19 protein-coding genes are annotated in these 21282 nt (G+C 50.4%); 3 read left to right on the forward strand and 16 right to left on the reverse strand.

Annotation, left to right across the window (positions count from 1 at the left end):
- Window positions 1-50: 50 nt before the first annotated feature.
- The 4 genes from ACZ481_RS15300 to ACZ481_RS15315 all read right to left on the reverse strand — a co-directional run bounded on the left by ACZ481_RS15300 (window position 51) and on the right by ACZ481_RS15315 (window position 3852).
- Window positions 51-746, reverse strand: a complete 696-nt coding sequence (locus ACZ481_RS15300; RefSeq protein WP_464766216.1) for a FadR/GntR family transcriptional regulator — start codon at window positions 744-746, stop codon at window positions 51-53.
- A 50-nt stretch (window positions 747-796) separates the two neighbouring features.
- On the reverse strand, window positions 797-1489 hold the full coding sequence (locus ACZ481_RS15305; RefSeq protein WP_464766217.1) for an NAD(P)H-binding protein: 693 nt from the start codon (window positions 1487-1489) through the stop codon (window positions 797-799).
- Between the two features lie 190 nt (window positions 1490-1679).
- Window positions 1680-2528, reverse strand: coding sequence for a methyl-accepting chemotaxis protein (locus ACZ481_RS15310; RefSeq protein WP_464766218.1), 849 nt, complete (start codon window positions 2526-2528; stop codon window positions 1680-1682).
- A 79-nt stretch (window positions 2529-2607) separates the two neighbouring features.
- Window positions 2608-3852, reverse strand: coding sequence for an MFS transporter (locus tag ACZ481_RS15315; protein WP_464770637.1), 1245 nt, complete (start codon window positions 3850-3852; stop codon window positions 2608-2610).
- 299 nt (window positions 3853-4151) lie between these two features.
- On the opposite strand from ACZ481_RS15315, the gene ACZ481_RS15320 reads away from it, so the two are divergent.
- Window positions 4152-4649, forward strand: a complete 498-nt coding sequence (locus ACZ481_RS15320; RefSeq protein ID WP_464766219.1) for a cation:proton antiporter regulatory subunit — start codon at window positions 4152-4154, stop codon at window positions 4647-4649.
- A 3-nt stretch (window positions 4650-4652) separates the two neighbouring features.
- Window positions 4653-5867 carry a cation:proton antiporter gene (locus ACZ481_RS15325; protein WP_464766220.1) on the forward strand — a complete coding sequence of 405 codons (1215 nt, stop codon included), beginning with the start codon at window positions 4653-4655 and terminating at the stop codon, window positions 5865-5867.
- Window positions 5868-6051: 184 nt separating this feature from the next.
- Here ACZ481_RS15325 and ACZ481_RS15330 read toward each other — a convergent pair whose 3' ends face one another.
- The 11 genes from ACZ481_RS15330 to ACZ481_RS15380 form a co-directional block, all read right to left on the reverse strand.
- Window positions 6052-6741, reverse strand: coding sequence for a P-II family nitrogen regulator (locus ACZ481_RS15330; RefSeq protein WP_464766221.1), 690 nt, complete (start codon window positions 6739-6741; stop codon window positions 6052-6054).
- 49 nt (window positions 6742-6790) lie between these two features.
- Window positions 6791-8278 carry a DUF1538 domain-containing protein gene (locus ACZ481_RS15335; protein ID WP_464766222.1) on the reverse strand — a complete coding sequence of 496 codons (1488 nt, stop codon included), beginning with the start codon at window positions 8276-8278 and terminating at the stop codon, window positions 6791-6793.
- 228 nt (window positions 8279-8506) lie between these two features.
- Complete coding sequence (locus tag ACZ481_RS15340) at window positions 8507-8761, reverse strand: TfoX/Sxy family protein (RefSeq protein ID WP_464766223.1); 255 nt, start codon at window positions 8759-8761, stop codon at window positions 8507-8509.
- A 100-nt stretch (window positions 8762-8861) separates the two neighbouring features.
- A complete protein-coding gene (locus ACZ481_RS15345; RefSeq protein WP_464766224.1) occupies window positions 8862-9236 on the reverse strand; it encodes a hypothetical protein in 375 nt (124 codons plus the stop codon).
- A gap of 149 nt (window positions 9237-9385) precedes the next feature.
- Window positions 9386-9961: a potassium-transporting ATPase subunit KdpC gene (gene kdpC / locus ACZ481_RS15350; protein WP_464766225.1), complete on the reverse strand. Its 576-nt coding sequence runs from the start codon at window positions 9959-9961 to the stop codon at window positions 9386-9388.
- 43 nt (window positions 9962-10004) lie between these two features.
- The gene (kdpB, locus tag ACZ481_RS15355; RefSeq protein ID WP_464766226.1) at window positions 10005-12044 is read right to left on the reverse strand and encodes a potassium-transporting ATPase subunit KdpB; all 2040 of its coding nucleotides are present in this window, start codon (window positions 12042-12044) and stop codon (window positions 10005-10007) included.
- 15 nt (window positions 12045-12059) lie between these two features.
- Entirely contained in the window at window positions 12060-13766 is a 1707-nt protein-coding gene (gene kdpA / locus ACZ481_RS15360; RefSeq protein WP_464766227.1) for a potassium-transporting ATPase subunit KdpA, read from the reverse strand.
- 1 nt (window position 13767) lies between these two features.
- A complete protein-coding gene (locus ACZ481_RS15365) occupies window positions 13768-13854 on the reverse strand; it encodes a potassium-transporting ATPase subunit F (RefSeq protein ID WP_464770638.1) in 87 nt (28 codons plus the stop codon).
- Window positions 13855-14041: 187 nt separating this feature from the next.
- On the reverse strand, window positions 14042-14731 hold the full coding sequence (locus ACZ481_RS15370; protein ID WP_464766228.1) for a response regulator: 690 nt from the start codon (window positions 14729-14731) through the stop codon (window positions 14042-14044).
- Entirely contained in the window at window positions 14697-17456 is a 2760-nt protein-coding gene (locus tag ACZ481_RS15375; protein WP_464766229.1) for an ATP-binding protein, read from the reverse strand. The genes ACZ481_RS15370 and ACZ481_RS15375 overlap by 35 nt, the downstream gene beginning before the upstream one ends.
- Window positions 17457-17718: 262 nt before the next feature.
- Window positions 17719-18273: a lytic transglycosylase domain-containing protein gene (locus ACZ481_RS15380; protein ID WP_464766230.1), complete on the reverse strand. Its 555-nt coding sequence runs from the start codon at window positions 18271-18273 to the stop codon at window positions 17719-17721.
- A gap of 334 nt (window positions 18274-18607) precedes the next feature.
- Here ACZ481_RS15380 and ACZ481_RS15385 point away from each other — a divergent pair, with 334 nt between their 5' ends.
- Window positions 18608-20092 carry an MFS transporter gene (locus ACZ481_RS15385; RefSeq protein WP_464766231.1) on the forward strand — a complete coding sequence of 495 codons (1485 nt, stop codon included), beginning with the start codon at window positions 18608-18610 and terminating at the stop codon, window positions 20090-20092.
- Here the strand turns inward: ACZ481_RS15385 and ACZ481_RS15390 are convergent.
- Window positions 20079-20972, reverse strand: coding sequence for a MerR family transcriptional regulator (locus ACZ481_RS15390; protein WP_464766232.1), 894 nt, complete (start codon window positions 20970-20972; stop codon window positions 20079-20081). The two genes, ACZ481_RS15385 and ACZ481_RS15390, sit on opposite strands and share 14 nt — an antisense overlap.
- Window positions 20973-21282 lie beyond the last annotated feature (310 nt).

Raw genomic sequence — 21282 nt, forward strand, 5'->3', positions numbered from 1 at the left:
TTTTCTCCCCATTTCATCTTATCATCTGATGTATTAAAAACGGAGACCATTCATCGCAACAGAGTTTGTAAATCCTGCATCGTTCTGTCTAAATTCTCGGCCGTCCAATATTCAGCAGCTTGCTCATCTTTACGTTCAATAGCAGCCAATAGCTGTTCATGAAGGGCAAGCTGATTCTGATATAGCTCCGGGTCTGACAGCAGCTTTTCCAGCGCATCCCGCAATACATTGGCAAAACTGAGGTATAAGTCGGTAAGAACGCTATTTTTGCTGGCAGCAGCGATGGCAAGATGAAACGCAAGATCACTGGCAACATAAGCGCGATTATCCTCGCCCCATTTTGCTGCCCGTAGCCGATCCAGGCTTTCGCGCATACGGGCAAGGTCATCGCCAGTCCGGCGCTGAGCCGCCAGTTTCGCTATTTCCAGTTCAAGCAGGCGGCGAACCTCATATACTTCCAGGATGGCAGCCCGGCGCAGGCGATGCTCCAGCGGCTCCGGACTGCCGGTTTTATTAAGCACATAGGTTCCATCCCCCTGGCGAACCTCAAGCAGGCCGGCCTTTACCAAAACGCATACCGCTTCGCGGATGGTCGAGCGGCCGACACCAAACAGGCTCATAAGCTCAGGTTCTGTAGGGATTTTATTGCCAGGCTGCAGCTCCCCTAAGGAAATTTTTTCTTGCAACTGCTGAATTACCTGATCTCCCAGTTTTCTCTGCTGCACACCGCGAAACGAAACATTCATCAGATCATCTCCTGTAATATAAGCTAAGCCCTGTCAAGCAGCAACGGTAATTATTGTCCGGCACCGTTGCAATAGACCCCGGCCGCCAAGCCGGCCATCTGCCTGGGGGCATAAATCCTTACTCCCGGGTTATTCTTCAGCCGGGCAATCCGATACATGGCCTGCGCCACGACTCTCGCTTCAATCGCCACCTGGACCGGCATGGGTCTCCCCAGCAGGCGGGCAAGCAATTGGACCAATCCGCTTGCCAGACGCTCCAGCAATCTAAACTCCGTCCTTGTTCCCAAAAGCAGCGACGGACGAAAAATCGAAATTGCCGCAAAGGGAATATTCTTTATTGCCTCTTCCAGTTCGCCTTTTATTCGCGGATACCAGAAAATCGACTCCCGGCCCGCATTCGCCGCACTTACTGCCAGAAAGTGACTGGCCCCCTGGTCCTTAGCCAATTTAGCCAAGGCAACAGGATACTCCACATCTACCCTGTACATGGCCTCTTTCGTCTGCGCTTTTTTTATTGTTGTGCCTAAACAGCAAAATACATCATCGACCGCGAAATATTCTTTAACCGCTTCCAGCCGGCCAAAATCACAGATCACCTCTTGCAGCTGCGGATGCTTGATCCCCAGAGGCCTTCTGACCACTGCGCAGACGCTCTCATACCTGTTCTCCCGCAACAGGATTTGCAGCAATTCATTGCCCACCAGGCCGGTTGCACCGGCAATAAGCGCTTTTTTCTTCTGCAAAAAAACTCCCCCTCCCCGCAGCTGCGTATTGCCATATACGCAAGGCTTTTCCACCCGCGCCGCAGACCAGGCCCAAGCCTGTTCTGCAAATTTATCAAACTGCGCCTTTGCCTGTCGAATAACCCCCCGTGTGATCGCGGAACAGCTGTATGTACGCCATCACGCCACAAAGCCTGGCCGCCTACTGCTTTTATTTATAGCGGGCCACATGCTTTTGCAGTATTTGCGCATTGCTATTGATCCCTTCTAATACAGAAGATAATTCCTCCGTGGTTGCGGCCTGCTCCTGACTGATCGCCCCTGTTGCTTCGACAGATTCATTCAGCACAACAACCGCCTGATTCATTTCTTTTAAAGTAGCCTGAATTTTTTTGGTCGCGTCCTGAGACTGATCTGCCAGTTTCCTAACCTCTTCGGCGACAACAGCAAATCCCCGGCCTTGTTCCCCGGCCCGGGCCGCTTCAATCGCGGCATTTAGCCCCAATAAGTTCGTCTGAGCGGCAATATTTTTAATAAACCCGATAATCTCTTCTGTATGCTTGTTTTTCTCCGCCAATTCCTCAGCCAATTGCAGGACCCGCTGCCCAGCCGCGGCCAACTCGCCTGCACTCCTGGCAATTTGCTGCACACTGTCCGCAACCTGGCTTGTTGATCCGGCAATCTCCTCCACATTCCGCACCAGCTCAAGACTGTGCTTGAGGTCAATACCGGAACTGAGCGTGCCAATGATTTCCCCATTATCGCCATAAAGCGGCGTAAAAATTGTTTTGATAGGCAGGCCGTAAACTTCCGACGGAATATCAGCAAACGTATCCCGGCCGGTACGTATGCATTCTTCAATTGCGGCAATCCCCCGGATTGGCTTGCCCTCCGGCAGATCCAGCTCGAATTCCCGCGCCCGGAAATATCCTTTATATTCTTTTAAGTCTGTAAGCCCGACCGCCATATCCTCTCTTACGATGCGATTCAAATAGGGCAAAAATGATTTTAAAACTGCCAGTATATCCTCTTCGTCCAATTCTTTGCCATTAACATTCATAAATAAGCCTCCTATTGCACTAAAAACAATTGCCGCCTAAATTAATACTAATAAATTGCTTGGGCAAAAGCAAGCATAATTACTGCTCAGGTTTTAGGGCTGCTTTGCCAGCCTCGACCAGCACTTTGTTGCCTAGCAGGAAAAATCCCTGAATAAACAGCAGCAAACCCGTTCCTATCAGCAGCCATTCAATTGCAATCATGTCTGCCAGCGGCCCGAACACCAGCATACCCAGCGGCATCATTGTACTTGATATCATCACTAAAACACCAAAAACCCTGCCCAGAAAATCAGCCTCTACCCTCTCCTGCAATAAAACGGTAGACGGCGTATTAAACATCGGCATCGCCATGCCAACTAACGCCATGAAAATCAGATAGATCCCAAAATCAGGGATCATCCCCAAAGCCAAAGTACAGCTGCCAATAATAAGGCTGGCCAGTGTCATCGTGTGAATCCTGTTTTTAAAACCGCCCCAGGAAGTCATAATACCGCCCCCCAGCATCATGCCTAGCGAAAATGTAATTTCAATAGCCGTCAGGCGCCAAACATCATTGCCAAAGCTCCGTGTAACTTGCAGCGGCGTTAAAAAGGCAACAGGGGCAGCCAAAAACAGAAAAAAGGCGCAAAATAAAAAGAATGATTTAACATACTCATGTTTGGCAATATAGGCAAAGCCTGCACGCATATCGCTGAAATAGCTCGTACTCTGCTTTTCCAGGGCTTTTGCATGCAGAGGCACATGCAAAAAAGCTATTAATACCGCAACCGCTGTAGCGGCCGTAATAACATCTATAAAAAATATTATTTCGATAGTAGCCATAGTCAGCAGCGCGCCGCTGAGCATCGGCGACACCAGCATAACCAGCGACTGTATACTGCCATTAACAGCGTTTACCTGCGTGAGTTTATCTGCCGGCACAAGCTGCGGCAGGAAGGCGCCAACCGCCGGCATTTGGACAGCTGTCCCCAGGGCCCGGACGGCCGACATGACAAAAAGCAGCCATAGCATATCGTAACCAATAAAAAACAATATGGCTAACAGCAGTGTTGCTGCCGCAATCATACAATCTGACAGTATAATGAGCGTTTTTCTATTATAGCGGTCAGCCCAGACCCCGGCAAACGGGGAAAGAAAAAAGGTCGGCAGAAAGCCGCAAACAATCGCAATGCTCATCATAATCCCCGACTGGGTTTTCAGGGTAATATACCACATGATGGCATACTGGACCAAAGACGACCCAAACAGCGATATAGTCTGGCTGCCTAAAAACAGGATGATATTCTTTTGCCAAGCGTTTGCCCGCAGTATATTAATCGTTATTCACCCCCGCTACTATAGGATACCGCCAGAATAAGTCCGTCATTCTCCCTTGTCCTAATACAGCAAAACCGCAACCGCGCTCACGGCTGCGGTTCATTTGCAAGCTGTGCAGTTGCTCTTATTCGTTCGCCATATTCCCGATTATCCAGCAAATTATGCCGATTTCCAGCAATTTGACTTTTTTTAAGCGATTATATATAATAATACCACCAAAAGCTAGCAATTATCTCGTTTATCTAATGAAATTGCTACATAAAATTAATAAAAGCAATTATTCTATAACGTAGGGGGAATTATCTATGTTTAGTATTAAAGAATCTCATCTGCCGGGAATTGGGAAAAAATATCAAATGGTATCGCGCGCGGGTGATGTATTGGTTTTTGTCATCCATGATGACGGCCGCCGGGAGATTTATCAATATGATCCCCAAGATCCGGATGAGATGATCTCCACCTTTACGCTTGAGGACGATGAGGCGCGGCAGGTAGCTGCTATTGTTGGCGGCATGACCTATAAGCCGAAAGCGCTGGAGACAATTGAGATGGCGTTGAATGATCTGATTATCGAATGGTATCGATTAGAGAGCAACTCGCCTTGCATCGGTAAATGCATTGGTGAGTTAGACATCCGTCAAAAAACAGGCGCAACGATTATCGCGGTTGTGGAAAAAGATCAAACCCAGAAGGTTAGCCCCGGACCGGAGCATGTGCTTAAAGCCGATGCCATGCTGGTGGTGGCCGGAGACAGAAAGCAAATTAAGGCTTTGAAAAATCTTCTGATTCATAAGGAATCCTAAAGTATGGAGATACTGGTATTCGAAATTGGCGTGGCTATTGCTCTCTTAGCCTGCGCCGGGCTTATTTCCACCAAGCTGCGCTCTTCCATTGTTCCCTTTTACATTATCATTGGTATGTTAGTCGGTTCTCATGCCCCCCAGCTGGGGATTGTGGATTTCCGTTTTATCGAAAGCGCAGAAACCATCGAATTTATGGGCAGGATTGGCATTTTGTTTCTGCTGTTCTATTTGGGGCTGGAGTTTTCTGTCGGCCGGCTGATTAGCGCCGGGCGCTCCATCGCCATCGGCGGTACGATCTACTTAGCGATCAATTTCACATTAGGGTTGGTATACGCTTTCGCCGCCGGGTTTCCCCTGAAAGAAGTTATGGTTATAGCCGGTATTACAACGATCTCTTCCAGTGCCATTGTCGCCAAAGTGCTTGTTGACCTAAAACGCACTGCCAATCCCGAAACCGAAATGATTTTGGGGATTATTATGGTGGAAGACATTTTCCTGGCAGTATATATATCAATTCTGTCCGGTTTATTGCTGAGTGGCGCCACCTCGCTCTCAGGCATTATTGGCGCGGCCGCAGTCTCCCTGTTCTATATCCTGGGAATGCTGCTCATCGGCCGCAAAATTACTCCGTTTTTAAATCGTGTTTTGTCGGTTCAGTCCAATGAGTTGTTTATTCTGATGGTTTTTGCGCTGCTGTTCTTAATTGCCGGCTTTTCCGAAACCCTTCATGTAGCCGAGGCCATTGGCGCGCTTTTGGCTGGTTTGATCCTTGCGGAAACCGAGCACCTGCACAGAATTGAACGGATCATCTTGCCTTTTCGGGATTTTTTTGGCGCCATGTTCTTTTTCAGCTTTGGCTTGTCGATCGACCCGTTTAATCTGTTAGGAGCTTTTTGGCTGACCCTTGGCGCAGTTGTTATCACGATTATCGGTAATTTAATTGCCGGGTTGCTGGCTGGAAAATCTGCCGGTCTGTCGATGAAAGCTTCTACCAATATCGGGCTTACTATTGTCTCCCGCGGCGAGTTTTCCATCATTACGGCGAATCTGGGAAAGGCCGGCGGCTTGCTGCCGATTTTACAGCCTTTTGCCGCTTTGTATGTGCTGCTGCTGGCGATCCTGGGGCCGTTAATGACTAAAGAGTCAAAAACTATTTACAAATGGCTTAACAGCATCTTTAAATTTGCCGTTAAAGATTTAGCTAAACGGGAGAACTAACGCCAAATTCACATATAACAGCCTGTATTGGGCGGTTGCAATCTCTTATGAACTGGCAGTAAAAAACGGACGGTCAGCTTTGGCCGGTGTCTCTTGCTAAAAAATTGACGAAGCAATAAAGTTCAGCCCATGAAAAATCCCTCCCATAATGGGAGGGATTTTTCATGGCCGGAATTACCCGGCGCTATTCCAATTTGGCTGTCTGGATACCCTTTACGCCATTTACCTGCAATGAAAACGAAATCCCGCACGCATCGGTAGTGGGACCGACTTTTTCCGCAATGCCGGTCATGATGTCACTGGCAGTAGCACTCGGGGCCACGATCATCAGCATTTCTTTTTCAGGGACGATTGTCACACCAAAAAATTTCTCCATTTCCCCCATGCCGCAACTGCGTGCATGCAGCACTGTGCCGCCTCTGGCTCCGTGCGCCCGGGCCACATCCATGACGTCTTCACTGTAGCCGCGGTTAAGCACCACAATAATTAGATTATGCGCTGAATCCTGTCCCATCGTCACCCCTCCGTTTGCATTACTAACAAATTCAACAGGCTTACGGTAGCATCCCTGATGTACCTGCGTTATGAACAATATTCCGTTCCCCGGCTTTTTCATTTCCAGTTTCGCATCTATTTTGTCCATTATTTCCCAGGCTGTATTTGTAGGCAGGATGCTAAAAAAAACCACCTTTTCCGATTCGCCCAAGCCAAGATAATTTAAAATTTTGGAGTTTGCCGTGCCCTTGCCATGAGTAACCAGGCTGCAAAAGGTTTCGTATTGTTTCAGGATATTCGCAACTTTTTCGCGCCTGTTCGAGTCGCATATCACCCATAGAAGGCTGATCGCCAAATGACTGTGTTTTTCCAATTGCATAACGATAATCCTCTCCTTTTAGGCTCTACATTGCCTCAGTTGTTCGGCGCTATGCTTCCTGGCCAGCGACCTCCAGCTTCTTGGCCTTTTTCAGTTTGTTGCTATAGATGAGGCCTATTGTTTGGATAATAATGGGCGGGATCATGGTGATTAAGCCCGCAATGCCGAAAGCATCGGCAACCACATTGCGGTCTGGAATCACCGAACATACGCCAATGGCAAAGGGAATGACAAACGCCGCGCTCATCGCGCCTGTAACCACTTCACCTGAGTCAAAGCCAATGCCCACAAAGATGTTGGGTACAAAAAAGGTGAGCGCAAGGGAAATGGTATACCCCGGCAGCAAAAACCACCAGATGGAAAGGCCGCTTAAAATACGAACTATCGAAAGACTCATAGCAATACCAACGCCCAAGGCCATGGCAGAAAGCAGCAGGTTGCGGGATATCGCCCCGTCGGTGATCTTTCTCACCTGATTTACCAGCACATACACCGTCGGTTCTGCCAGCACGACGCAGGCGCCGATGACCAGGGAAATGGGTATCAGAATCCAATTATAGGAAAGCTGGCCTATAGCCTCGCCCAAGGCAACCGCTGCGGGCATAAAGCCCTTGTTCACCCCGGACAGGAAGATGGTGAGCCCCACCAGTAAATAGACGAGCCCTACGAAGATCTTAATTAGTTCGATGCGGGAGAGCTTCAGTTTCGTTATCTGAAAGATTAAAAACATCCCCAGAATCGGCACCAGGATGATGGCTACTTCAAGCAGGGTATGCCACATGGCCGAGCCAAACATGCTGAACAAACCGAATAGGTCTGTGATTTCGGCACTCTGCGTGGGCAGATACTGTGTGTCCGACGAATCATAGAACATGCCCAATATCAGCACCGAAATAATGGGACCTACGGAACAAATTGAACTGATGCCGAAATTATCTTCTTCGGCGTGCCTGCTGCTGGAAACGGCCGCGAACCCGCCGCCAATGGCAAGGAGGAACGGTACCGTAACCGGCCCGGTGGTGACTGCAGCCGAGTCAATGGCCACGGCAAGATAATCACTCGAAAAAATCGCGATGATGAAGGCAAGCGGGTATGCTACCGCCAAAACGCGCCCCAGGCGCCAATCAAAAATCACCCGTAGTACGGCCAGCACCAAAAACGCGCCTACACCCACGCTGATACCGGCAATCAGATTAATTTTGGGAATCGAAGCTACCTGATTGGCAAGCACGGACAGGTCCGGTTCAGCCGCTGTCGCCATAAAGCCGAAAACAAACAGGGAGATAATGATCAACGGCAGTTTGCGCGACGAAATCAAGGCAGACCCTACATGCTCGCCGATAGGCATCATGGCAAGTTCCACGCCGATGGAAAAAAGCGTGAGGCCCACAAACAGCATCGCCATCCCAACCAGCATCGTCCCCAGCGTCCAGGGGGCCAGTGATGCAACCAGAAAATGCAGTGCCAAAATGATCGTGCCGATCGGAATAACAGCCATGACCGATTCTTTTAATTTCTCGTTTAATACTTTCCTCATCAATCAACCTCTTTTCATTCTTCAGTATTTTCTTCAGATATTTTTATTTTACTTTACACTGAAAAATTTGGCAAATGCAAATTTCATTGCTAAAGCCACAGGCTGATTTTATGTGGCCGGACTCGGCAAAGCCGGTGAAATCTTGACTCAGATAGATTGCATCTTAACTTAGCATTGCCCAAGCCGGAATATGCTATGATATTATAAGCTGCTATTTCCCGCTATTTTTTATAGACTATGAAAAAATGATTTCAATTCCTGTTTGGTATGAGGGGATAGATGCTTATCCGGAATGCCCACGACAGCGCCTTGTATTCCATACAGCATGTGCAGGCAGGCGCCGGGATCGCGGTACCGGCGAATGCGGCGAAACGCTTCCTTGGCCCCTAGTTCCCGCAGTTGCTCCGGTGTTTCAATACCGACAGCCAGCAGATTTGCTTCTAATATCTTGCCTATATTGGGCAGTTTGGACAATTTACTCACAACATCACCTCCCGCTCATTCCGGTTTATTTACAACAATAGCGTCACAGATACCTAAATATATTCGCGGGCAGCCAGTCGTCCCAGGACAGCATCGGCTCTCAGGCTCTAATCCGCGCCAGAATTGCCCGGCTAAGCAGAGGGAAAAACAGGGCCAAAATCCCGGTTATGTCATGTAATGCCGGCAGCAAAAGTATGATAAGTACGATAGTACTCATAAAGAGTACTCTCACCCCATACGCTAACAGGATAACCACATTAGCTTTTTTTGCATCGTATTTTGCAGCAAGCTGCCTGGTTAATATAGCTAAAAACTCATTCAGGATAGACGCCGCGCAACCTATGATAGCACCCAATACGACAGAACGGTCGCACTTGCTCGCAAAAATAAAAAAAGCAAGCACAATAAATAACAAGCCAATTATGCACAGAAAAGTGCCGGTTATTTCCTGTTGACTTTTTATTTGCAATTTCAATTAAAACATTCCTCCAATCGCAAAATGTGAGCTCATGCTCACCGGCTCTGCCGGGCAAACCAATACTTACTAAATCCCGTGAACCACCACTGGAGCCGGCGGCTAACACCCTGCCTACGGCCGCAGCGGTATCCTCCAGCCAATGACATTTACGGCAACGCATCCAGAGCCAGATTCAGTGCCAGCACGTTGACACAGGGTTCACCCAAAATGCCCCATTGTCTTCCTGCCACATGCTTTTCCACCAATTGCCGCACGGAATCAGCCGTTAACCCGCGCTCCCTGGCCACCCGTTCAACCTGGGCATAAGCGGCAGCAGGCGTAATGTGGGGGTCAAGGCCGCTGCCGGAGGCCAGTACTAAGTCGGACGGCACCCCGGCCCCGGCAGGCAACCCGTTTTCTGCACGTACTTTTTGTCCATTCTCCTTCACTATATCCACCAGCTTCTGATTGGTCGGCCCCAGGTTGGAGCCGGAGGAACCGGCCCCATCATAGCCATCCTTGCCAGCCGCCGATGGCCGGCTATGAAAATAGCCGGGGCTGGTAAATTTTTGCCCGATCAGGCGGGAGCCTACCGGCACCCCGTCACGGACGCTAACTGACCCGTTAGCCTGAGCGGGAAATAACGCCTGCGCCACGGCGGTCATCGCCAACGGATAAGCAAAACCGGTTATTATCGTTAGTGCGACCAGCATGACTACCGCACTTAATAATTGTCGGAACATATTCTTTCAACGTCCTTTCCTTCTATAACTGTGGCGTGATCTCTCACTGTGCCGCCACCAGACCAAGCGCTACAATGATCAAATCAATCAGTTTGATACCGATAAATGGGGTCATAATTCCTCCCAGGCCATAAATCAGCAGGTTACGCCTGAGCAGCACCTCAGCCCCTACCGGGCGGTACTGTACCCCGCGTAAGGCCAGCGGTATCAAGGCGACAATAATCAGCGCGTTAAAGATAACTGCACTTAAAATCGCACTTTCCGGCGTAGCCAGGGCCATGACATTGAACACGTTCAATACAGGAAAAGCACCGGTAAACAGGGCGGGAATGATAGCAAAATATTTGGCTATGTCATTGGCCACGCTGAACGTGGTCAGGGAACCGCGGGTAATTAAAAGTTGCTTGCCGATTTCGACCACTTCAATCAGTTTGGTGGGATTACTGTCCAGATCGACCATATTGCCGGCTTCTTTGGCAGCCTGCGTGCCGCTGTTCATAGCCACCCCCACATCGGCCTGGGCCAGTGCCGGCGCGTCATTAGTGCCGTCGCCGGTCATGGCAACAAGCATGCCCTGTTCTTGATACCGGCGAATTAATCGCAATTTATCTTCCGGCGTTGCTTCGGCCAGGAAATCGTCGACTCCGGCCTCGGCGGCGATGGCTGCGGCCGTCAGCGGATTATCACCGGTAATCATGATGGTTTTGATGCCCATCTGCCGAAGATCCCGGAACCGTTCCTTAATGCCGCCTTTCACGATATCTTTCAGATGAATGGCACCAAGCACGCGCGCTCCTGCCGCCACAACCAGGGGCGTTCCCCCGCTCTTGGCAATCGTCTCGCAGGTTTTGTCAACATCATGGGGAAATGCCCCGCCCCGCCCTTGCGTATATTTTTTGATGGCATCCACCGCACCTTTGCGAATTTCCTGGCCTTTTACATTCACACCGCTCATCCGGGTCTGCGCCGTAAACGGAACAAACTCGGCTTCCATGGCTGTTAAATTTCGTTCCCGCAGGTTGTACTTCTCCTTAGCCAATATAACAATGCTCCGGCCTTCCGGAGTCTCATCGGTCAGCGAAGCAAGCTGAGCCGCATCGGCCAGTTGCTCCAGACTAATGCCGGGAGCGGGGATAAACTCAGTCGCCATCCGGTTGCCAAGCGTAATGGTGCCGGTTTTATCCAGAAGCAGTGCATCCACATCGCCGGCAGCCTCCACTGCCCGGCCGGACATGGCCAGCACGTTCCGCTTAAGCAACCGGTCCATACCGGCAATGCCGATGGCAGAAAGCAGTCCGCCAATGGTCGTGGGAATCAGGCAGACCAGCAAAGCGATCAAAACCGCGACCGGTATGTTGATTCCGGAGTAAAATCCCAAGGGTGCCAGCGTGGCCACGGCGAACAGGAAAATAATAGTCAAGCCAATCAGCAGAATGGTCAGAGCAATTTCGTTGGGCGTTTTTTGCCGTTTAGCCCCTTCTACCAGTGAAATCATCCGGTCGAGAAAAGTTTCGCCAGGATTGGCTGTAATCTGGATTTTAATCCAGTCGGACAGCACTCTGGTACCGCCGGTAACCGAAGATTTATCGCCGCCCGATTCGCGGATGACCGGTGCCGACTCTCCCGTCACGGCGCTTTCATCGACTGACGCCATGCCTTCAATGATTTCACCGTCACCGGGAATAAAATCCCCCGCTTCCACCAGCACCACATCACCTTTACGCAGTTCGACAGCATCTACCAGGGTTGCCCCCCTGCCAGTGATCTTTTTGGCTTTGGTCTGGCTGCGGGTACTGCGCAACGCATTGGCCTGCGCCTTCCCCCGTCCTTCAGCGACCGCTTCGGCGAAATTGGCGAACAAAACGGTGAACCATAGCCATAACGTGATCTGCAGGGTAAAGAAGGCCGGCTGGCCAGCTCCCAGCACAAAATCGCGCACAGTAAACCAGCTGGTGATAATCGCCCCGATATACACGATCAGCATGACCGGATTGCGCAATTGCGTGCGGGGGGTTAATTTTCGGACAGCATCACGCACAGCGGTTGCCAGGGTCTCTTTATTAAAACTGCTGCGAGTATTCATTTCCATTCGCTCCTTTTAAAACGTAGTTCCCTGAAGCATCAGCAGTTGCTCGACAATAGGTCCTAAAGTCAGTATCGGTAAAAAAGTTAAGGCACCGACAGTGAGGATGATGCCAGCCAAGAGTACCACAAACAGCCAGCCGGTTGTGGGAAAAGTGCCGGGACCGGGAGGGGAAACCTTCTTTTCCGCCATGCTGCCGGCAATCGCCAGAACAGGCAGGATAACGCCGAAACGGCCAATCAACATCCCTATTGCCAGCATTATATTATAAAAAGGGGTATTCACACTCAGGCCGCCAAAGGCACTGCCGTTATTGCTTACGGCCGAAGTGAATGCATACACGATCTCACTTAGGCCATGCGGTCCGGGATTTAAAACAGAGGCTGTTCCCGCTTCTGTGACTGCCGCAATGCCACTGCCGGTTAATATGGTAACCGCCGGAATTAAGATACCCAGTGTTGCCATCTTGGTTTCCCTGGCTTCAATTTTTTTCCCCAGGTATTCCGGTGTTCTGCCCACCATCAGCCCCACAATAAACACTGTCAGGATAACAAACAGCATCATGCCGTAAAAACCGGCCCCAACTCCGCCAAAGACGACTTCTCCAAGCTGCATCTGCAATAAAGGAAAGACACCGCCCAGCGGCGTGAAACTGTCATGCATGGAGTTGACCGCACCACAGGAAGCTGCCGTCGTCACCGTGGCAAACAAGACAGAACCACCAATGCCAAACCGGACTTCCTTGCCTTCCATCGCGGTGGAACCTTCCACGCCCAAACCGGCCAGGATGGGATTGCCGCTGCGCTCACTCCAATAGGTGCCGGCCAGCATCAGACAAAATAACAGCACCATCGTGCCCAGTACGGCATATCCCTGCCGCCGGTCACGGGCCATCCGGCCAAAAGACAGTACCAGGGCGGCAGGAATGAGGAAAATGCATACCGCCTGCAAGAGGTTGGTTAACGGCGTAGGATTTTCAAAGGGATGGGCCGAATTGGCGTTAAAAAAGCCGCCGCCGTTTGTCCCCAATAACTTGATCGCTTCCTGCGAAGCCACCGGTCCCATAGCCAGGATTTGCTTAGCGCCTTCTAAGGTTTGTATTGTCAGATAAGGCGACAAATTTTGAATAGCACCCTGCTGGACAAAAATCAGGGTAACCACAATGGCTAGTGGCAGCAGCACCCACAATGTGCCACGTACCAGATCGACCCAGAAGTTGCCGATGGTCGCCATTGTCTTGCGGGTAAGGGCGCGTATGAGCGCCACTGCTACCGCCAGCCCCACGGCCGCCGAAACAAAGTTCTGTACAGTCAACGCCGCCATTTGCGTAAAATAACTCATGGTTGACTCGCCGCCATAAGCCTGCCAGTTGGTGTTGGTCATAAAACTGACGGCCGTATTGAATGCCAGGTGCCAGGGGGTCACACCGCTTAGCCCGGCCGGATTCCAAAATAGTAAGCCTTGTATAAGCTGGATGAAAAATACAGCAACTGTCCCCATAATATGAAAGCAGATAAGCGCTGCGGCATATTGTCGCCAATTCATTTCCTGTGCCGGAGTGATCCCCGCCAGCCGATAAAGCAGCCCTTCCAACGGCTGCAGCACTCGATCAAGGAAGGTCTTTTCCATTGCAAACACTTTTGCCAGGTACTTGCTCAACGGCCAAGCCAGCAGCAATACCACAGCGATGAACAAGCCAAACAGTACAATATCTGTGATCATGTTAAAATCCCTCCGGTTTCCACAAAGCGTAAAGTAAGTATATCAGTACTAGGACGGCAGTGATTCCTGCCAGCCATAAGTCAGCCATTTGCTTTTCCTCCTATTGCCTTTGGACTTCAAGCTTATTGTATCCCCAATGGAGGTAAAGATGTCGCTAAAAGATTGGCCCAAGGCATAAAGAAAAAGTAAAGATCAGGCCCCGCTGCTTACTTGGCACCAATAAGAAACAGACTGCTTGCCATAAGCAGTCTGTTTCTTATTGGCAGCAAGACCGTCTAACGCCCCATCAGCCGGTAGCCAATGCCCGATTCGGTGACAATATAATGGGGCTGAGCCGGGTCCTGCTCAATTTTGCGCCGCAACTGACTAATGTAGATGCGGATGTAGTGCGTATCCTCCCCGTAGGAATTGCCCCACCCCGCCTTTAGCAATTGCTTATGCGTCAGCACCCGTCCGGCGTGCTGGATCATAAACTTGATCAATTCATACTCTGTCGGCGTCAGTTTAATTTCCCGGTCATCCACAGTGACCCGCCGCTGCAGCAGGTCGACAGCCAAACCACCGCAGCGCAATACCGGTTCGTTGTCGCTGGCTGCTATCCGCCGCAGGCAGACCCGCAGCCGGGCCATGAGTTCGCCTATGCCAAACGGCTTGGTAATATAGTCATCGGCACCGGCATCCAGGGCAGAAATTTTTTCCTGTTCCTGATCACGGGCTGTCAGTATAATAATGGGCATTACCGACCAGTCACGGATTTGCCGGATGACTTCTTTGCCGTCCATATCGGGCAGCCCCAGATCCACAATCGCCAGATCAGGTTTAAAAGCCGCCGCCTGCTGAATTCCTTCCCGGCCAGTTGCCGCCTCGCTTATTTGATAGCCATGGGCCTGTAGGGAAACATTCAGCAGTTTTCGTATTTGCGGCTCATCATCAATCACCAAAATTCTGAGACCCTTTTCTGTCATTCCACTCACCCTCCTTTACCACAGTCCGATTGTCGCTATCCGGGACAGGTATAGCAAAGATAACACTTGCTCCGCCACCCGGATTATTCTTGGCCCAAATCCGTCCGCGGTGGGCTTCCACGATACTCTTGCAAATGGATAAACCCAGGCCTGTGCCGGCAATCTGCACTGCCTGCTGCGGCGTACGGTAAAATTTCTCAAAAATTTTTGCCAGATCCTGCAGGGGAATACCGCAGCCCCTGTCCTTCACCGCCACAATAATTTCCGGCCCGTTTTGCTCGGCGGCAATCGTGATTTCCGTGCCTGGAGGCGAATACTTAATCGCGTTATCCAGCAAATTGACTAAGACATGCTCTAATAAGACGCAATCGGCCCGCAGCAGCGGTAATTCGGGGGTTAGCCGGGTCCGCAGGACATGATTTTTTGTTATCTCGCCCATGCGGCGAATCGCCGTGCCCACAATATCCTCCACATCACACCAGTCGATTTTCAGTTGCAGCATCCCGCTTTCCAACCGGGCCGTATCCAGCAAATTGGCCACTACCCGTTCCATTCGGTCGGCGCTGTCTTTGACTGTCTCCAGCAGTTCCCGCCGGATTTCGGCGCTATATTGCGCCCCCGTATCCAGTAAGGTGGCAACGGCCGCACTAATCGCCGCCAGCGGTGTCCTAAGTTCGTGCGATACCGAATTAAACAGCGCTGTGCGCAACTGATCGGATTCTTTTAATAGTGCCGCCTGGCGGGCATCTTCCGTTAGCTTTCCCCGTTCCACGGCAATGGCCGCCAATCCTGCCCAGGCATAAATGAGCCGCCGTTCTTCCTGCGTCATTTTTTGCTGGCCCAGTTCAATGCCAAACACCCCCACCGTCCGGCGGTCGACGGTCAGCGGTACGAATAAAAAGTCGGCCCCCGGCAACGTCTCGGTGGATCGTCCCGCTACCTGGCCATTGGCCCACACCCAGTTGGCCACAGCATGTTCTGCGGCTGGCAGTTCCAATCGGCCGCCCCGGCCATCCGGTGCAGCGGCATCATACCGTGCTTCTACTTTTAGCTGTCCCTGCGCCTCCGGCAAAAGCAGTACGGTATTGCGGCCAATCGCTGCGCCGGTGTGTTTCACAAACGTCCAGGCAATCTGGTTTACGTCAATAATCGCTGCAATCTGGCTGCTAAAATCATACAAGGTTCTTACGCTGGTTTCCCGCTGCCGGGTAAGCCGCACTTCTTTTTTCAGCATTTCCGTCCGGCCGCCGATCACAAAGGAAATGACCAGAAAAATGATAAAACTCCATAAATAGCGGATATCGCTCACCGTAAACGTCAATAGCGGCGAAATAAACAAAAAATCGAAGGTTAGAACACTGGCCACGGCTGTAATATAGGAGGGCCAACGCCCCCACCGGACGGCACTGAACAAAACCGGCAGCAAGTACAGCAGGGCAATATTCACCTGCTCCAGTTGCTCCCGCCCAAGCCAGCCTACCGCCGTTACCGACGTCGTCATTAACAGACCCTCAAGAATAGGCAGCCAGGGTATCGCCGGCACGTCATTCCGGGCCGTACTGATGGCGGAATGCGCTTCCGCTTCGGCCTTGCTTTGAATGACATAGACGTTAATGCCCTCACTCTGCCGGATTAGCTTATCCACCAGCGATCCCTGCCAAAATTCCCGCCAGCGGCTGTGGCGCGGTTTGCCAATCACAACAGCCGTTACATTTTCATTGCGGGCAACCGTTATCATTTCCTCGACAATGTCGTTGCCGACCACCGTGACAATTTTCCCGCCCAGTTCCTCTGCCAGGCGCAAATTACGCCAAACCCGGTCCCGCTCCTTCTCGCCCATCGGAAAACGGCGGGCCGGGGTGTCCACATAGACAGCCAGGAAATCAGCCCGTAATCCTTTTGCCAGCCGGTGGGCCGCCCGGATAAGCTGAGCCGAAAATGGACTGGCGCTGACGCAAACCATCACCCGGCCAGCAGCCGGCCAGGGACCGTCAATATGATTCTGCCGCATGTATTCCGCCATATCCTGATCGACCCGGCTGGCGGTAAACCGCAGGGCCAGTTCGCGCAGGGCATTGATATTGCCCGGACGAAAGAAGCTTTTTAATGCCTGCTGGGCCTGACCGGAAATATAGACCTTGCCATCCTTTAGGCGTTTAATCAGGTCTTCCGGCGGTATATCAATCAATTGAATATTATCGGCCTGCTCAACAAACGAATCAGGCACCGTTTCCCGGACAATGACACCGGTAATCTGGGCAACCACATCGTTTAGACTTTCTATATGCTGAATATTCAGCGTCGTATACACGTCGATCCCGGCGTTTAATAGCTCCTCTACATCCTGAAAGCGCCGCACATGACGGGAGCCTGACACATTGGTATGGGCCAGTTCATCCACCAAAACCAGTTCCGGTTTTTGGTCCAGGATGACATCGATATCCATTTCCATTAGATTTTTGCCACGGTATGTTAGCGTTTTAGGAGCAATGCGGGGCAAACCTGCCACCAGTTTCTCCGTCTCCATTCGTCCATGCGTTTCCACCCAGCCAATGGCTACCCGCACTCCTTCTGCCAGACGGTCATGGGCGGCTTCCAGCATGGTGTAGGTTTTGCCGACCCCGGCGGCCGCCCCCAGAAAAATCGTCAACTTGCCGCGATGTTCTTTATGAAATTGCAGCAGCAGCTCTTCCGGATCAGGCCGATGGTCCTCCTCTTTTTTCATGTATTATACCAACTCCTTATCGACAGACACTTATACTATTCCCAATATATTCAATCTCATCTTTGCCGTCAAAGCACAGTCATGTATTATTGTACCTCTAATCGTTGTAAAAACGATATAAAAAAACAGCAACCCGCTATCAGCAAAAAGTAAAAAGTGCATGGATAGATCATTTTCTACACATGCAGCTTAAAAACCATTTTGTATTGTATTTTATTTATTTTGGCAAAACAAGAGAACTGTGGCAACGGCCACAGTTTTATTATAAATCACGGTCGTGCAATTCCTGGTATCTTTTTTTATTCCAAAGTACTTCACCGATAAATTCTCTGGTTTCGGGAAAAGGAATTTGCTCTGAATCACGGAAGGACATTGTCCAGCCGTATTGTTCCATCCATTGTTTTACAGTGCCTCTGCCGGCATTGTAAGCAGCTAACATCAGCACTTCATTCCCATTAAACTCTTGTGTTAATGATGCCAAATACCAAGTACCAAACCGGATATTAACTGCCGGAGTTTCTAAATCATTTAGCTGAAAATCAGGGTATTCCAGCTGGTCCGCAATCCACTCGGCAGTTTCAGGCATTAGCTGCATTAAACCTATTGCGCCTACGGGTGACCTAGCCGCTAACAAAAACTTGCTTTCTGCCTTGATTACGCCAGCTACCAGCCACGGATCCAAGTCATATTCATCGGCATACTTAAACACTAATCCTTTATAAAGCAAAGGATAAGCATATTTTTTTTGAAACCACTCGCCCGTATATATAAAACTCGCCCCAAACGTTAGTAACAAACTGACTACCAGGACCTTCATCCAGGTATAATACACTATAATATCACTCCGTTGCTAAGACTTACAGCCAAGAAAAGCAGCCGGCACTTTCTGGTCGGCTATGAATTCTGTACCTGCTATGAAAGATTGGCAAACGACGAACTCCGCAATGAAACAACCGCTTACTGTATTGCTAATAGAGCAGCAACACTGTTATTCTACCCTTAAACACTGTAAAAACGTTGTTAAGAAACAGCCTATTACTGTAAAAAAACAGTAAAGATGTTGACTATATTCTAAAAATATAGTTTACACTAAAAGCTGTCAAAAAACGCCACTGGCGGTGTTTATGCATCCGGCTTATTAAGGAGGAACTATGCTCACACAACTGCAACGCTGGCTGATTCTCGCCATCGTTTCCAGTGCACTTTTCCTGATTACCATCGATATGACCGTACTGTATACGGCCTTGCCACGGCTGACGCACGATCTGGCCGCTACCGCCTCAGAAAAGCTCTGGATTGTCAATGCCTATCCGTTAGTTATGGCAGGTTTGCTGCCGCCCTTTGGCACACTGGGAGATCACTTGGGTTACAAGCGACTGTTTGTTGCCGGTCTGGCCGTCTTCGGCACCGCATCGGCGGCGGCGGCTTACGCGCCGACGGCGTATGCCCTGATTGCCGCCCGTGTCCTGCTGGCTGTAGGGGCGGCAATGATGATGCCGGCGACACTTTCGATCATCCGGGTCACCTTTGCCGACGAGCGCGAGCGGTCCATGGCGATTGGCATCTGGGCTGCAGTGTCTTCGGGCGGCGCGGGCATCGGCCCTCTTATTGGCGGTGCTTTGCTGGAGCATTATTGGTGGGGATCGGTATTTCTGATTAATATTCCCGTGGTTTTGGCCGCCCTGGCCTGTGCCCTACCCCTTATTCCCCCCGGTTCGGTGCAAACAGGCAAGCAGTGGGACTGCCTTGGCTCGGCCCAAATTATGACCGGTCTGGTTGCGCTTGTTTACGCGATCAAGGAAATGGGCAGGCGCAATGGCTCTGTTGAAACGGCACTGGCTACTGCTGTTATCGGCCTGATAGCCATAACCATTTTCGTCCGCCGCCAAAACCGGCAAGCCGATCCCTTGATTGATTTTTCCCTTTTTCGCAACCTCCGCTTTAGTCTGGGAACGCTGACAGCCCTTGTGTCAATGTTCGTACTGGCCGGTTCGGAACTGGCCTTTACTCAGCAATTTCAACTTGTCCGCGGCCTTTCGCCTTTAGAAGCCGGCCTATTCACCATGCCGCTGCCGGTCGCCGCCTTTTTCTCCGGCTTATTGGCCGGCTGGATTGTGCATCGAGTCGATACCCTAACCATTCAATGGGTCTCGCTGCTGACTGCGGGAGTAGGAATAGCGGGCTTTCTGCTCGCTCACAATGCGGAACAAAGTGTGCAGGTCGGCTGCTTGCTAATTATCGGCACCGGTATTGGTGGCGCAATGACCGCCGCTTCCAACGCGATTATGAATAATGCTCCGCTGGCCAAAGCAGGCACGGCAGCTTCCATTGAAGAAGTATCCTATGAACTCGGCAGTACCATCGGTATTGCCGTTTTGGGCAGTCTCCTGGCAGCGGTCTATACCACGACGCTAACGCCCGGGGATTTGTCCGTCCCCGCGGTCGTACGCGACAGTTTGGACGAGGCGCTGGTAATTGCTGAAAGCCTGCCTGCTGTTGCTGCTTCAGTCCTGATAGCGGCAGCGAAAGCCGCGTTTAACCAGGCTTTTCTGGCTGTCCTCGCCGCCGCGGCCGGCATTCTGTTTTTGAGCGCCCTGATAATCAGCCTGGCAGCCCAGCAGACTAAAACCCCCTAATGCCTGACACATCAGCCCGGTGGCTTCGCGGCCGGTTATTGCCAGGCTTTAAGTTGTCCGGCAGCGACTCTGCGCAATTGACGATTGCGACCGAAATCTCTGTAATATAGCTATTTTCATCCTCGGTGGCGAGGCTGTTGATGATGTAGTTTTCATAGATATCGCCTATCCGAATTAAGTGATTTGATTTTATACAGGCAAACAGCTTATCATAAGTAGTGTTAAGAGTATCATAAAGTCCGTAATGATAAGTACACAGGTAGTTGCCGGCCGGCTTCAATTTAACATATTGATCCGCTATCGCGCTGTCTAAAACAACGAACATTTCCTCTTTGCCGTCTTCCGGCGGTTCAAGTGCTGTTATACAGCCTACTTTCCATGAAAACGGCGTGGAATGATTGGCCATACGCTCTGTTATTTTCAATAGTGTTAAATTATAATCGGGAAACCCGTCGACATACTGAACAGGCATTGCCAACAGCTGCTGCGCAGGTACAGCCTGCACCCTAAATTCTGCAAAATCTTTGACTGCGCCGATCTCTTTAATTTGTGCAAGGTTTTTATCCAATCTGTTTTTAGCTGTCTGGAGATTCACAATTTTGTTTTGAATTTCAGTGATTTGATTTGCCAGGATAGTAATCGTTTTATTTACCGTGCGCTGCGCCAGAAGGCTTTTGATCTCCCTTAGCGGTACTCCGGTTTCCCGGAGTGAAAGAATTAAATATAAAAGGTCGAACTGGCCTAGCGTATAGTAACGGTATCCATTGCTCCTGTTTATATATCTTGGCTTCAGGATATCGGTCTTATCGTAAAAAAGCAGCGTCTGTTTGGTAATCCCAAATATTTTGCATATCTGACCTGATGTAAATCGCAATTCCATTTTGTTCTCCCATCGTTTCCTAAACAACATTGACTATATTCTAACAATATAGTTTATACTCAATCATGTCAATACAAAGCTAGTACCTTGGCAAAGTTAGATATTAGTTTTAGACAGCGTAGATTTTTTCGCAATGCAAGGCGGAGGAGCCGCGCAGATCGGCAATCTGTAAGGTGACGACAACGAAGCAGTGCGGGAAAAGATGCGCTGTATAACCTAATATTTGACTTTGTCAAGGTACTAGTACCTTGGCAAAGTAAGATGTTAGTTGTAGGGCGAGACAAAATGGCCAAGGGCAAGGAAGCACCGA

This window comes from Sporomusa intestinalis, assembly GCF_055383785.1.

Bases quoted from the DNA above. Each gene is read 5' to 3' on its own strand.
- ACZ481_RS15300 (WP_464766216.1), bottom strand. From the start codon at position 746: ATGAATGTTTCGTTTCGCGGTGTGCAGCAGAGAAAACTGGGAGATCAG.
- ACZ481_RS15310 (WP_464766218.1), bottom strand. From the start codon at position 2,528: ATGAATGTTAATGGCAAAGAATTGGACGAAGAGGATATACTGGCAGTT.
- ACZ481_RS15320 (WP_464766219.1), top strand. From the start codon at position 4,152: ATGTTTAGTATTAAAGAATCTCATCTGCCGGGAATTGGGAAAAAATAT.
- ACZ481_RS15325 (WP_464766220.1), top strand. From the start codon at position 4,653: ATGGAGATACTGGTATTCGAAATTGGCGTGGCTATTGCTCTCTTAGCC.
- ACZ481_RS15330 (WP_464766221.1), bottom strand. From the start codon at position 6,741: ATGCAATTGGAAAAACACAGTCATTTGGCGATCAGCCTTCTATGGGTG.
- ACZ481_RS15335 (WP_464766222.1), bottom strand. From the start codon at position 8,278: ATGAGGAAAGTATTAAACGAGAAATTAAAAGAATCGGTCATGGCTGTT.
- kdpC (WP_464766225.1), bottom strand. From the start codon at position 9,961: ATGTTCCGACAATTATTAAGTGCGGTAGTCATGCTGGTCGCACTAACG.
- kdpB (WP_464766226.1), bottom strand. From the start codon at position 12,044: ATGAATACTCGCAGCAGTTTTAATAAAGAGACCCTGGCAACCGCTGTG.
- kdpA (WP_464766227.1), bottom strand. From the start codon at position 13,766: ATGATCACAGATATTGTACTGTTTGGCTTGTTCATCGCTGTGGTATTG.
- ACZ481_RS15365 (WP_464770638.1), bottom strand. From the start codon at position 13,854: ATGGCTGACTTATGGCTGGCAGGAATCACTGCCGTCCTAGTACTGATA.
- ACZ481_RS15370 (WP_464766228.1), bottom strand. From the start codon at position 14,731: ATGACAGAAAAGGGTCTCAGAATTTTGGTGATTGATGATGAGCCGCAA.
- ACZ481_RS15375 (WP_464766229.1), bottom strand. From the start codon at position 17,456: ATGAAAAAAGAGGAGGACCATCGGCCTGATCCGGAAGAGCTGCTGCTG.
- ACZ481_RS15380 (WP_464766230.1), bottom strand. From the start codon at position 18,273: ATGAAGGTCCTGGTAGTCAGTTTGTTACTAACGTTTGGGGCGAGTTTT.
- ACZ481_RS15385 (WP_464766231.1), top strand. From the start codon at position 18,608: ATGCTCACACAACTGCAACGCTGGCTGATTCTCGCCATCGTTTCCAGT.
- ACZ481_RS15390 (WP_464766232.1), bottom strand. From the start codon at position 20,972: ATGGAATTGCGATTTACATCAGGTCAGATATGCAAAATATTTGGGATT.